This window comes from Streptomyces sp. NPDC058697 (genome assembly GCF_042715345.1).
In the GTDB taxonomy this organism is placed as follows: domain Bacteria; phylum Actinomycetota; class Actinomycetes; order Streptomycetales; family Streptomycetaceae; genus Streptomyces; species Streptomyces liliifuscus.
Genome location: NZ_JBHXSU010000009.1, coordinates 77716 through 90227, shown reverse-complemented (window position 1 = coordinate 90227; position 12512 = coordinate 77716). Strand labels below are relative to the sequence as shown.

Below are 12512 nucleotides of genomic sequence, written 5' to 3'. Positions count from 1 at the left end.
CGGTTGGCGCATCGCCAACTCCCTTTGGGGCATGGTCGGTAGGTGGTCCATGACATCACTCCCGAAGCCCTTGTCGCCCATTACCGACTGGAGCCCATCCCCGAGGAGGGCGGTCTCTTCGCCCGTACCTGGGCGGGCCCCGAACGGCCCGACGGCCGCCCCGAGGGGTCCGCGATAGTGGTCCTCCTGACCGCGGAACCCGATGACTTCTCGGCGCTCCACCGGCTCCCCGCCGACGAGACCTGGCACTTCTACCTGGGGGATCCGCTGGAGATGCTGCTCCTCTCCCCCGACGGCACGTCCCGTACGGTCCTGCTCGGCCCCGACGTCCTCGGCGGCCAGCACCTCCAGTACACCGTGCCCGCCCGCACCTGGATGGGCGCGCGGGTCGCGACCGCCACCGGCTGGTCCTTCTTCGGGTGCACGATGGCGCCCGGTTTCACCTACGAGGGGTACGAGCACGGGGACGCGGCGGAACTCACCGCCCGCTACCCGGACCGGGCCGCGCGGATCGCCGCGCTGAGCCGCCCGTGAGCGGCCCGGAGGACGGACACCACGACGGATACCGCCCCGGACTTCTCGACGGGCAGGTCGCCCTGGTCACCGGCGCGTCGGGCGGCATCGGCCGCGGCATCGCGCTGCGGTTCGCCGCGGCGGGGGCGGCCGTGGCCGTCCACTTCCGTACGAACGCGGAGGCCGCCCGTGAAGTCGTCGGCCTCATCGAGGACTCGGGCGGACGTGCGGTCGCCCTGCGGGCCGATCTGACCGTCGAGGACGAGTGCCACCGCCTGGTGCGCGAGGCGGCCGACCGGTTCGGCGGCCGGCTGACGGCCCTGGTCAACAACGCGGGCGTACAGCCGGTCCAGGAGCTGCCCGGGATGACGGCGGGGGACTGGCGGGCGGTGGTCGACGCCAACGTGTCGAGCGTGTTCGCGTGTACGCAGGCGGCGGTGGAGGTGATGCGCGAAGGGAGGGAGCAGGGCGATCCGAGTGACCGGCGGGGCTCGTCCGGCGGGCCTGTGGGCAGCATCACGCACATCGCGTCCATCGAGGCCACACACCCCGCTCCCCTGCACGCCCACTACTCCGCGTCCAAGGCGGCCGTCGTCGCGCACGCGCGCTCGGCGGCCCTGGAGTACGGTCCCTACGGAATCCGCGTGAACACCGTCTCGCCGGGGCTGATCGACCGCGCGGGCCTCGCCGAGGCGTGGCCCGCGCGGTGTACGGCGCTGGCAACAGGCCGTCCCCACCGGGAGGCTGGGGCGTCCCGAGGACGTGGGCGACGCCTGCGTGTTCCTCGCCTCGCCGATGGCCTCCTGGATCACCGGGCACGACCTGGTCGTGGACGGCGGGGTGTCGGCGCGGCCGACGTGGTGAGCGCGGGCCGGGTTGAACAAGGTGTCGCGTACATCCGTACTCTCACCTAGGCCGCAGCAACGGACGTGGACGCATGTGCGACTGCGCGTATATGAACGTGCAGGACAAGCAGTAGGGAGAGGCGACGTGGGCCGAGGGCGCCGCATACACCGAGTGCTACGGGTACTACGGGTGTCGGCGCCACGCCGGGCACTGGCCCTCGTCGTCCTGCTGGGCACGCTGTTCCTGCTGGGCGGTGCGGGCCCGGCGTCCGCCCACTCGGCCGTGCGCGAGACGACTCCCGGCGAGGGAACCGTCCTCAAGTCCGCGCCGAAGCAGGTCACCATGACCTTCACCGAGTCGGTCGGCATCACCGACGACTCGCTGCGCGTCCTCAGCCCCGAGAACCGCCGGGTGAACGCGGGCGACACCGAGCACGCGTCCGGCCGGTCCGACACCGTCCGGGTGCCGCTCGACAACGGCCTGGCCGACGGTACGTACACCGTGGCGTGGCGGGTTGTCTCGGCGGACAGCCACCCCATCTCCGGCGCCTTCACCTTCTCCATCGGCAAACCGTCCGAGACCACTGCGTCCGTCTCCGCCGAGCCGGCCGTCAACCCCGCCTCGGGCGCCCTCTACGACATCGCCCGCTATGCCGCGTACGCCGCCGTCGCCCTGCTGATCGGCGCGGTCACCTTCGTCCTGGTCTGCCGCCCGCCCTCCGCCGAGCCGCTGCGCGGACTCGTCCGGGCCGGCTGGTGGGTCCTCGTCGCCACGACGGCCGCGCTCCTGCTCTTCCGCGGCCCGTACGAGCGCGGCACCGGCCCCGCCACTCTCCTCGACCCCGAACTCATCGAGAACACCCTGACCAGCAGGCCGGGTTGGGCCCTGTTGGCCCGGCTCGCGCTGCTTGCGGGGGCGGCGGTCTTCCTCGTACGGCTCGGTCGGGGCGCGGCAGCGGAGACGGAGGGCCCGGAGACGGAGGGCCCGGAGACGAAGGGTCCGGAGACGAAGGGTCCGGAGAAGGAGGGCCCGAAGAAGGAACAGGAGCGGCCGACGCCGGTCGTGCTCGTGGTTGGTGGGCTTCTCGCCGTCGGTCTGGCGGGCACCTGGGCCGCCGCCGAGCATGCGTCCGCCGGGATCCAGGTCCCCCTGGCGATGACCTCCTCCGTACTGCACCTGCTGGCGATGGCGGTCTGGCTGGGCGGTCTCGCGGCGCTCCTCACCACGCTCCACCGCTCGGAGGCGCTGCTCTCGGCGGCCTCTGTGGCCCGCTTCTCGCGCCTCGCGTTCGCCTCGGTCGCGGTCCTCGTGGTGACCGGCGTCTACCAGTCCTGGCGGGGGCTCGGCTCGTGGGACGCGTTGTTCGACACGTCGTACGGCCAGATCCTGGTCGCCAAGGCGTGCGCGGTGGTCCTGCTGCTGGCGGCGGCGGGTTTCTCGCGCCGCTGGACGGGCCGGCTGACGGACGCGGAGGAGCCGTTGCGGGTCCCGGTGCTGGAGACGGTGGGAGCGCGCGTGGGCGGGGGTGCGGACTCCGACGCCGGGGCCGGCGGCTCGGGCCGGGTTGCCGGGGAGTCCACGTCGGCTACCGGAGACGGTTCCGAGGAGGAGCCCGAAAGCGAGTCCGGGCCGACTGCTGCACCCGGGGCCCGTCGCGGTGCCCTGCGCCGTTCGGTCCTGGCCGAGGTCGTCGTGGGTGTGGTCGTGCTGGTCATCACGACGGTTCTCACCGGTACGCAGCCGGGGCGCGCCGAGATCGAGACGGCGGCGGCCGAGGAGACCGCGGCGGTCGGTCAGCGAACCGCGTCAACGACGCTGATCCCCTTCGACGTCGGCACCCCGGGCGGCCAGGGCAAGGTCCAGATCGTCCTGGAACCGGGCCGTGTGGGCGAGAACACGGTCGAGGCGGTCATCATCGGCCCCGACGGAGGCATCGCCACGGTCCCCGAGATCCGCCTCTCCTTCACCCTCGCGTCCCAGAAGATCGGCCCGATCGACGCCGGCCTCACCAACAAGGGCGGCTACTGGGGCACGTCGTCCCTCAACCTCCCCATCCCGGGCACCTGGACGATGAAGGTCACCATCCGTACGTCGGACATCGACCAGGTGTCGGAGACGCGCCGGGTGAAGATCCTCCGCTGACGTCCGGCTCAGGAGTCGAGCCTGAGGACGACGTATCCCTCGGCGGTGCCGACGAGCGAGTAACCGGCGCGGGGGTGGAGTTGCCGCGCGCGTGCCTCGATGTCGCGGATCCGGTCGTCGGGGTTGTGCAGGGCGATGTAGTCGGGGGTGATTCCACGGGTGTCGCCCACCCACAGGACCCGGCAGCGTGAGGTGAGGCGGCTGCTGGGGCGGATGTCGGCCTCCACGGTCGCGCCGTCCGGAATCCGGTCCAGGAGACGCTCGACCGCGGTGACGCGCGCGGGTTTGCGGTAGGCGGCGGGCTCGGCCAGCACGGCCATCGGGAGCGTGGTCGTCAGCGAGAGCGCGGCCGCGGCGACGGCCGCGGGCAGATGGTGCGCGTACGTACGCAGCCAGGGGCGCGGGCTGTACCGGGCACCGGCGAGGGCGTCGACCAGGGCGAGTGCGACGACGGGCATGAGGACCGCGCTGTAGTGCCAGTCGGTCCCCCAGTAGTGGTCGTCGGAGGAGAGGAACCGCCACCCGAGCGTGGGCAGCGCGACGACGGACAGCGGGGAGCGCAGCGCCAGCAGCCCGGTGGTCGGCACCAACAGCCAGGCGAGGGTGCGGAGTTTGGTGCCCGTACCGTCCAGGAGGGGCGAGCCGCCGTCGACCTTGGTCCAGTAGTCGTAGCCGCCCGTCGTGTTGAAGACCGGGATGACGACGACGAGTACGACGAGGGTGGCGGCGATGCCCAGGGCCGCCACGGCGAGGGCGTACAGGACAGTGCGCCGGGAGTCGCGGCGGCACCGCAGGGCGACGACGAGGGCGATGGCCGCCACCGTCACCCCGAGGTCCTCCTTGACCAGTACCAGCGGCAGCGCCCACAGCAGCGCCGCGCGCCACCGCCGGGCCAGGACCGCCTCCAGGCTGAAGGCGATGAGGGGCACGGCGAAGCAGATCTCGTGGAAGTCGAAGTCGACGGCACGCTGGATGCCCCAGGACAGTCCGTATGCGATGCCGAGCGCGAGCCCGCGCGGACGCCCGAGCAGCCCGGCGGCCGCACGGGTCACCGGTACGGCCGACAGCGCGAACAGCGCGGCCTGTGCGACGAGCAGGGTGAGCGGGGAGGGGAAGACCCGGTAGACGGGGGCGAGGAGAGCGGTGACCGGGCTGAAGTGGTCGCCCAGGACATTGGCCCCGGGCCCTTTCAGGTCGACGACGGGCGCCTGGAGGTGCGCGTACGCGCGGACGGCCTGCTCGAAGATGCCGAGGTCCCAGGAACGGGTGGCCAGGTGCCGGTAGCGGGCGAGGGAGAGAGCTGCGTAGCCGGCGAAGAGGGCGACCGCGAGGAGATACGGGTCATACCGGCCGGCCGGGCCGGCTCGGCGGGGGCGCCGGTCACGCGGGGGGAGCGCGACCGGCCCGGGTATCGCGGCCTCAGGTGCCGGTACCGAGGCCTGTGTCTGGGCCTGTGTCTGGGCCTGCGTCTGGGCCGGTGTCTGTGCTGGTGTCTGGGCCGGTATTCGTATCGGTGGGGATGTCGGTGACGTCTGCGCGGCCCGGGCGTCCTGCGGCGGGCCGGGGAGAGCCTTGGTCACGAGCGGTCCTTACGAGCCGTCGGCGCACCGGGCGACCAGGAAGTCATCGGTAGGTCACCGGTCGGGTGTCGATGTCGGCACGGCACTGGGCTTCCGGGGGACTGGAATGGAGACCAGAGCATGACACGGACCTCGATCCCCACGCGATGGAGGCCAGTGTTTCCGCAGTTCAGGGGCTGTGGAGGAGAGGGGATCCGAAGGCGCGGCCTCGCTGGAGGCGGACGGGCAGGGAAGGCGGTGCGGCGTACGCCGACGGGCTGGGCAGTCGGCGGTGCGGCGTACGCCGAGGGGCTGGGCAGTCTCTCCGCGGCACCGGGTGGCGCGGACTGGTGCCATCCGGTGCCACGCGGAGCCAATACCGGCCCGTAAAGGCATGCGAGCGCTCCTGGTGCCACGGTCGCTCAATCGGGTGCCAGCGTGTTTTCGCAGGTCAGATCGACTCTATCGGGCTGTCGACCGCCCGATGCCGCCTCGCGGCTTGCGCGTGGCACCACTGTGGTGCCATCATGGCGTCATGGACCTCACCCCGTATGTCGACAGCCTCCGCCGCGAACTCGCGGTGGCCGCCGAAGCCGGCGGCGACGAAGCCCGCGAGCTGGCGGAGAGGCTGACGGCTCCCCTGGAGTCGGCGACCCGGCTGATCATGCTCAACGTGCTCTCCGCCGCGACGGACGAGATCACCCGTGAACTCGCCCCCGGCTCGGTCGACGTACGGCTGCGCGGGCTCGACCCCGACTTCGTGGTGACACCGCCGCCGACCGACGGCGGCGCCTCCGCGGAGCCGGCCGAGCCCGTCGAACCGCTCAGGACCCCGGCACCGGCCGACGGCGACGAGAGCGGCACCGCCCGCGTCAATCTGCGTATGCCGGCCCATCTCAAGGCCCGCGCCGAGGAGGCCGCGACCCGCGAGGGCCTGTCGGTCAACGCGTGGCTGGTGCGCGCCGTGTCGGCCGCGGTCGACGGCGGCACCCGGCCGCGTACGACGGAGAAGACCCAGACCTTCGGACAGAGCATCACGGGCTGGGTGCGCTAGCCCGGCCCGCGCCCACACCACTTCACCCGCACCACTTCACCCACGTCTTTTCACCCACACCACGTCCCACCAGCGGGGACGGCCCAAGGACTCAAGAGGACGGGACAGCCATGCCTTCTTTCGAAACTCCCGAACCGATCTCGGCCACCGCCTACGTGTACGCCGGTTCCATCCGGTTCACCGCGGGCGACCGCCTCGACACCGTCGTCGACGTGCAGCCCCGCGACCCGAAGAAGGACCTGGACGTACGGACGGCCGACCAGACCGAGGTCTCCTACGCCGGCGGCACCCTGACCGTCACCACGCCCAAGGCCAATCTCCTCGGGCGCAGCGGCACGGTCGATGTGTCGGTGGAACTGCCCACGGGCTCGAACGTCGACATGACCGGCGCCGGGACCCAGATCATCGGCGAGGGCCGGCTCGGCGAGGTCCGCGTGAAGATCTCGGCGGGTGACGCCCGCCTCGACACCACCGGCCCGCTGCAGCTGAAGGTCTCGCACGGTTCGAGCACCGTCGACCGGGTCGAGGGCATGGCCGAGATCACCACCAGCACCGGCAACGTGCGCGTCGGCATCGTCGACGGCCCGGCCGTCCTGAAGAACTCGCACGGCAGCACGATCGTCGGCGCCGTGACCGGCGAGCTGCGGATGAGCGGTGCCAACGGTGCCATCGACATCGCGCGCGCCGAGGCGTCGGTCGTCGGCACCACGACCAACGGCTCCCTGCGCGTCGCCGAAGTCGTCCGCGGGAACGTCCAGTTGGAGACGTCCAACGGTGCCATCGAGGTCGGTATCCGCGAGGGCACGGCCGCCTGGCTCGACGTCAGCTCCAACCGCGGGCACGTACGCAACACGCTCGCCGCGTCCGAGGCCCCGGAGCAGACCGAGGAGACCGTCAAGGTCCGCGCACGGTCCAACTGGGGAAACATCGACGTCCTCCGCGCCAAGGCCTGAGCACTCTCGCCCCGAACCGTCTGGCCGCGGCCTGCCTCACCCCGCCCCACACCGCGCGCCCCAGCCTCATCTCTTCCAATTCCCCAGCTCCTTCAGCCTTCTAATGGGAGGGCCCCATGCCTTCATCTGTCATGCCCACGTCCAGGCAGGGTGACGGTCACCCGTCGCCGGCCGCCGTCTCCGCCGTCGGTCTGCGCAAGTCGTTCGGGGACAAGACCGTCCTCGACGGCATCGATCTGCGTATCCCGGCCGGGTCCGTGTTCGCCCTGCTCGGCCCGAACGGCGCCGGCAAGACCACCGCCGTGAAGATCCTCTCCACCCTCATCTCCGCCGACGGCGGGCAGGCCCAGGTCGCGGGCCACGACGTCGCCACATCACCGGACGGGGTGCGGGCGGCGATCGGTGTCACCGGCCAGTTCTCCGCAGTGGACGGCCTGATCACCGGCGAGGAGAACATGCTCCTCATGGCGGACCTGCACCACCTCTCCCGCGGCGAGGGCCGACGGGTCACCGCCGAACTCCTGGAACGCTTCGACCTGGTGGAGGCCGCGAAGAAGCCCGCCTCCACCTACTCCGGCGGCATGAAACGCCGCCTGGACATCGCCATGACCCTGGTCGGCAGCCCACGCATCATCTTCCTCGACGAGCCCACCACCGGCCTGGACCCGCGCTCCCGCCACAACATGTGGCAGATCATCCGGGAGTTGGTCACCGGCGGAGTGACGGTCTTCCTCACCACCCAGTACCTGGAAGAGGCCGACGAACTCGCCGACCGCATCGCGGTCCTGAACGACGGCAGGATCGCCGCCGAGGGCACCGCCGAGGAGCTCAAGCGCCTGATCCCCGGTGGACACGTACGACTGCGCTTCGACGACCCGGACGCGTACCAGACGGCCGCCGTCGCCCTGCGCGAGTCCACCCGGGACGACGAGGCACTGTCCCTGCAGATCCCCAGCGACGGGAGTCAGCGCGAACTGCGCTCCGTCCTCGACTGGCTCGACGCGGCCGGCATCGAGGCCGACGAACTCACCGTGCACACCCCCGACCTCGACGACGTGTTCTTCGCCCTGACCGGCAGCACGAAGGTGCCCAACCAGCCCGTCCAGCCCACCCAGCCTGCCCAGCCCAAGGAGGATGTCCGATGAGCTCCCTCGCCCTCGCCGTACGCGACTCGTCCACGATGTTGCGCCGCAACCTCCTGCACGTGCGGCGCTACCCGTCCCTGACCCTGAACCTGCTGCTCACGCCGGTCGTACTGCTGCTGCTCTTCGTCTACATCTTCGGCGACGTGATGAGTGCGGGCATCGGTGGCAGCGGCAGCCCGGACCGCTCGGCATACATCGCGTATCTCGTGCCGGGTCTGCTGCTGATGACCATCGGCGGAACCACGATCGGCACCGCGGTGTCCGTCTCCATGGATATGACCGAGGGCATCATCGCCCGCTTCCGCACGATGGCGATCCACCGTCCTTCGGTGCTCATCGGGCATGTCGTCGGCAGTGTGCTGCAGTGCGTGATGAGCGTGCTGCTGGTCGGGGCCGTCGCGGTGGCCATCGGCTTCCGGTCCACGGATGCCACGGTCCTGGAGTGGCTGGCGGCGTTCGGGCTGCTCGTGCTCTTCGCCCTGGCGCTCACCTGGATCGCGGTCGGCATGGGCCTGATCAGCCCGAACCCCGAGGCGGCCAGCAACAACGCGATGCCGTTGATCTTCCTGCCGTTCATCTCCAGCGCTTTCGTCCCGGTCGACGCGATGCCGGGCTGGTTCCAGCCGATCGCCGAGTACCAGCCCTTCACACCGGCCATCGAAACCCTGCGAGGCCTGCTGCTCGGCACCGAGATCGGCCACAACGGCTGGCTCGCCATCGCCTGGTCCCTGGCACTGACCGTACTGGGCTACTTCTGGTCGAAGGCATCGTTCAACCGCGACCCGAAGTAACTGCCGACTGCCTACTGCCGACCGCCGACCGCCGATTGCCGACCGCCAGCCGCCGACCGTCAGCCGTCGAACGCCAACCGCCACTCACCAAGGGCCAGGTCACCGACCTGGTCCTTCGTGTTGTGCCGTGCCCCGGGCCGGAGTGCCCCGATGACTACGAGTGGGCCGCGGCCTGCGCGGTGACTCGCTGAATGGCCTCGACGGCGAGGTCGGGGCGGTCGACGTGTATGTAGTGGCCGCTTCCGGCGGCGACGCTGATCCTGCTGCGGCCGGAGAGCGCACGCCACTGGTGCTGGCCTTCGGCCCACATCTCTTCCAGGGCGGGCCCGTAGTCGGGGACCTCGGCGTACTGGGACTCGTGCCTGATGATCTGTACCGGTATGTCCCCCGCGGAGCGGACCCTGGCGTCGGCGATGATGAACTTCTCCGGGTTCTGGCCCTCGTTCACCGCGATGGTCTGGTCACGCAGTTCGGCCGCCAGGCCGGTGGCCGACTTGGGGATCGCCTTAGAGATGCCCGCCGTCAGGGCCGGGATCGTGGCGTCCATCAGGACCAGGCCCTTGACGCGGTCCCGGTGGTCGGGGGCGTACCGGGCGGCGATCAGTCCGCCCAGCGAGTGGCCGGCCAGCACGACGGGGCGGTCACCGGTGATCCGGTCGAGCACGCCCGTAAGGATCTTGGAGCTGTCGTTGATGGTCTGGGTGCCGATCGGCTGGTCGCTCTCGCCCTCGCCGAGCCGGTCGTAGGAACAGACCCTGGCCTTCTTGCTCAAGCTCTTCTGCAGACCGGCCATCGTGTCCAGCCCGTCGCCCCCTCCGGCCATCAGGACGACCACCGGCTTACGGGCCGCCGAGTGACCGGAGCACGAGACGTTGATCGAGTAGCCGCCGACCCGGATCTTCTTGGTCCCCGAGAACGAGTCCCCCTGCCCGTGCGACGCGGTCGTGGTGGAGGCCGCCTGTACCCGGGCTTCGGTGGCCTCGGCGGTGGCCGCCCCGTAGCCGACGATGCCCGCACCGGCCACGGCGCAGAACGTCGCGGCCACGGCAGTTGTCTTGAGCATGCGGTTCACGAGGACCTCCAGGAAGACCAAGGGGAAGACAAGGGGAAGACGAGGCGAAGGCGGCTGGGAACGGGCCGGTCGGCCGGAGTCCGCCGGCGACAACTCAGACGCTACGGATCCGGCAGTCCCAATTCGTCACCCCGCAGGGCTCACTCACGCGTAGCTCTCCAGAGGGACAAGGACTACGCCACGGCGGCTTGTGGGCGTCGGGGCGAGGGCTGCGAGCCTCCGCCGGACGTGCCGTGCCAGTCACCCGCGTCGGTCGCCCGCGTCAGTCACCCATGTCGAACCGGGGCTCTTCGGTACGGGTGCGCTTGACCTCGTAGAAGCCCGGAACGCCGGCCATCAGCAGAAAGCCGTCCCACAACTGTCCGGCGGTCTCTCCGGTGGGCGCGGGGGAGACGACAGGACCGAAGAAGCCGACCCGTTCGCCACCGGGCCCGGCGACCGACAGCACCGGAGTGCCGATGTCGTCACCGGCCAGGGCGATGGCCTGAGCGTGCGAGGACCGGATCGCCTCGTCGTACGCGGTGGACCCGGCGACCTCGGCGATCCCCTCCGGCAGCCCGGCATCGGCAAGGGCCGCCGAGAGATTCCCCCACTCACCCCGGAGATGAAATCGGGTGCCCATCGCGGTGAAGAGGTCACCGAGCGCCCGCTGACCGAACCGCTCCTCCACAACGGCACACACCCGCACCGGGGCCCACATGTAGTCCCCCCACTCGCCCTCGGGATTGTCGTCCCGATGCTCGTTGAGCACCGACAGACTCATCACCCGCCACCGGACACTCACCGGCCGCACCTTGGCGACCTCCACCATCCATCGCGACGTGATCCACGTGTACGGGCAGACGGGATCGAACCAGAAGTCGACGGTCGGCTGTTCGCTCATCCGATCCCTCCTGAGACGGACAACGACGAAGTACACAACGCCGGGTGGGCTTCCGAACGGTGATGCACGGCAGTGAACGCAATCAGAACTGCAACCGCTGCTGACCTACTTGCCGTGCTCCGGGCCGTACCACTGGAGGGCTTGTCCGGTCACTGCGGCGATGCACTCGAAGTCGTGATCGCGATGGAGCAGAGTGATCCCCTGCAGCTCAGCGGTAGCGGCGACGACCAGGTCGACTGCTCCGGCGCTTCGGTGCTTCCCCTGCTTGGTGAGGGCTTCCTGGACCTGCCAGGCACGATCGTAGGCACGGTCGTCGACGGGAACCCAGCCGAAGATCAGCCGCATGTCCTCGATGCCGTTTGCCCGATCGGCGGTCGACCGTGCGCTGTAGAAGAACTCGAGCTCGGTGATGGGGCAGGTCGCGATGAGTCCAGCCGCGGCGGCCTGGTCCCAGCCGTACTGCTCCGCGTCCCCGCGCATGAACCGCGCGAGCGCGCTGGTGTCGATCAGGAACTGGGCCGCGTTCACCGGCGGTAGTTCCCCTTGTTCTCGAACAGCTCCAGATCAAAAGCGCCGTCGTCAGTCGCGGCCCGCAGCCGGGCGAGAGCCAGGGCGCGACGCCGGCTGTCCAACACCTCGCGAAGAGCGGTGTTGACGGTCTCCTTCTTGGTGCTCGTCCCGAGGGCTTTTGCGACGTCCGCGACCAGTTCGTCGTCCAGGTCGATCACGGTCCGACTCATGTCCGTCTCCCTTATATCAAATGTGGGACCAAGTATATCTCGCAAGGTGCCATCGCGCGCCTTGCCCGACTGCCGAGTCCTGAACGGGCATCCAGGCCATGGACGTGGGAGAGCGAAGACGCGTTCCGCCTCGCGCAGATGGCACCAGGCATTGAGGTGGGCCGGGTCGAGCTCCAGGCCGCCGAGAGTCCGTACGGCTCGGTTGCCCGAGTGGCGATGTACTCGATCGCGCCGGCACACCCGTGCCGATGGTGCGGGCGACCTGGCAAATGCCGCTGTGCGACAGATGCTTCGCGTACCCGGCGGCGATCTCCTCGGTGCCCGGAAGATCGCCGATGTCATCTGACGATCGGCGGCACCCGTTGTGGACAGAAATCAGGACAACGAGGGCTGAGTACAACGTCGAAGGGCCCCACCTTGCGGTGGGGCCCTTCGACGTTAGTGCCCGGTGAGGCACTGGCGGAGGATACGAGATTCGAACTCGTGAGGGGTTGCCCCCAACACGCTTTCCAAGCGTGCGCCCTAGGCCACTAGGCGAATCCTCCGCGGCAAACAATACAAGACGTTGAGGAGTGCTCGCGAACTCGTTCCCCCCGCTCAGATCGGGTACTGTGTGCGCAGCCCCTCACGTGGCGCTATCTGACTGAACTCCCCCAGGGCCGGAAGGCAGCAAGGGTAGGTTGGCTCTGGCGGGTGCGTGGGGGGCGCTTGCGTTTGCGGGGCGCCGGAGCCCAGGACGCGGCCTGGTGGAGCAGAGGGTGCGACGCCGGTGAGCCGAGGGTGTGGCCCGGTGCCGGTGGGGCGGAGCGGTGAA

Annotated in this window: 11 protein-coding genes, 1 tRNA gene, 1 other RNA gene and 1 pseudogene; 8 read left to right on the top strand and 6 right to left on the bottom strand. The window is 70.3% G+C overall.

The genetic code is table 11. The features are described from left to right. Positions 1 to 54 precede the first annotated feature (54 nt). The 3 genes and pseudogenes from ACFWXQ_RS22445 to ACFWXQ_RS22435 all read left to right on the top strand — a co-directional run bounded on the left by ACFWXQ_RS22445 (position 55) and on the right by ACFWXQ_RS22435 (position 3501). Positions 55 to 534 (top strand): cupin domain-containing protein, encoded by a 480-nt coding sequence (locus ACFWXQ_RS22445; protein WP_383937718.1) that lies wholly within the window; start codon positions 55 to 57, stop codon positions 532 to 534. Next, positions 531 to 1377: pseudogene (locus ACFWXQ_RS22440) on the top strand (SDR family NAD(P)-dependent oxidoreductase). Before ACFWXQ_RS22445 ends, ACFWXQ_RS22440 begins: the two are co-directional and overlap by 4 nt. Positions 1378 to 1548: 171 nt before the next feature. Continuing rightward, positions 1549 to 3501: a copper resistance CopC/CopD family protein gene (locus ACFWXQ_RS22435; RefSeq protein ID WP_383937643.1), complete on the top strand. Its 1953-nt coding sequence runs from the start codon at positions 1549 to 1551 to the stop codon at positions 3499 to 3501. Positions 3502 to 3509: 8 nt separating this feature from the next. On the opposite strand, the gene ACFWXQ_RS22430 is transcribed toward ACFWXQ_RS22435, so the two are convergent. Next, a complete protein-coding gene (locus ACFWXQ_RS22430) occupies positions 3510 to 4913 on the bottom strand; it encodes a DUF2079 domain-containing protein (RefSeq protein ID WP_383937720.1) in 1404 nt (467 codons plus the stop codon). 682 nt (positions 4914 to 5595) lie between these two features. Between ACFWXQ_RS22430 and ACFWXQ_RS22425 the strand changes: the two genes are divergently transcribed. The 4 genes from ACFWXQ_RS22425 to ACFWXQ_RS22410 all read left to right on the top strand — a co-directional run bounded on the left by ACFWXQ_RS22425 (position 5596) and on the right by ACFWXQ_RS22410 (position 9003). Beyond that, positions 5596 to 6114 (top strand): toxin-antitoxin system HicB family antitoxin, encoded by a 519-nt coding sequence (locus ACFWXQ_RS22425; protein ID WP_383937645.1) that lies wholly within the window; start codon positions 5596 to 5598, stop codon positions 6112 to 6114. A 110-nt stretch (positions 6115 to 6224) separates the two neighbouring features. Next, a complete protein-coding gene (locus tag ACFWXQ_RS22420; RefSeq protein ID WP_383937647.1) occupies positions 6225 to 7067 on the top strand; it encodes a DUF4097 domain-containing protein in 843 nt (280 codons plus the stop codon). A 131-nt stretch (positions 7068 to 7198) separates the two neighbouring features. Beyond that, on the top strand, positions 7199 to 8212 hold the full coding sequence (locus ACFWXQ_RS22415) for an ATP-binding cassette domain-containing protein (protein WP_383937722.1): 1014 nt from the start codon (positions 7199 to 7201) through the stop codon (positions 8210 to 8212). After that, positions 8209 to 9003, top strand: coding sequence for an ABC transporter permease (locus ACFWXQ_RS22410; protein WP_383937649.1), 795 nt, complete (start codon positions 8209 to 8211; stop codon positions 9001 to 9003). The genes ACFWXQ_RS22415 and ACFWXQ_RS22410 overlap by 4 nt, the downstream gene beginning before the upstream one ends. A 154-nt stretch (positions 9004 to 9157) precedes the next feature. On the opposite strand, the gene ACFWXQ_RS22405 is transcribed toward ACFWXQ_RS22410, so the two are convergent. The 5 genes from ACFWXQ_RS22405 to ACFWXQ_RS22385 form a co-directional block, all read right to left on the bottom strand. Beyond that, the gene (locus ACFWXQ_RS22405; RefSeq protein ID WP_383937723.1) at positions 9158 to 10066 is read right to left on the bottom strand and encodes an alpha/beta fold hydrolase; all 909 of its coding nucleotides are present in this window, start codon (positions 10064 to 10066) and stop codon (positions 9158 to 9160) included. Positions 10067 to 10337: 271 nt separating this feature from the next. Beyond that, complete coding sequence (locus tag ACFWXQ_RS22400) at positions 10338 to 10958, bottom strand: disulfide bond formation protein DsbA (RefSeq protein ID WP_383937651.1); 621 nt, start codon at positions 10956 to 10958, stop codon at positions 10338 to 10340. Between the two features lie 105 nt (positions 10959 to 11063). Further along, the gene (locus tag ACFWXQ_RS22395) at positions 11064 to 11486 is read right to left on the bottom strand and encodes a PIN domain nuclease (RefSeq protein ID WP_383937653.1); all 423 of its coding nucleotides are present in this window, start codon (positions 11484 to 11486) and stop codon (positions 11064 to 11066) included. Continuing rightward, a complete protein-coding gene (locus tag ACFWXQ_RS22390; RefSeq protein WP_383937655.1) occupies positions 11483 to 11698 on the bottom strand; it encodes a type II toxin-antitoxin system VapB family antitoxin in 216 nt (71 codons plus the stop codon). The genes ACFWXQ_RS22395 and ACFWXQ_RS22390 overlap by 4 nt, the downstream gene beginning before the upstream one ends. Positions 11699 to 12155: 457 nt before the next feature. After that, positions 12156 to 12243 (bottom strand) — tRNA-Ser (locus tag ACFWXQ_RS22385). Between the two features lie 71 nt (positions 12244 to 12314). Between ACFWXQ_RS22385 and ffs the strand changes: the two genes are divergently transcribed. Then, positions 12315 to 12413: signal recognition particle sRNA small type (gene ffs / locus ACFWXQ_RS22380), an RNA gene on the top strand. Positions 12414 to 12512: the final 99 nt, after the last annotated feature.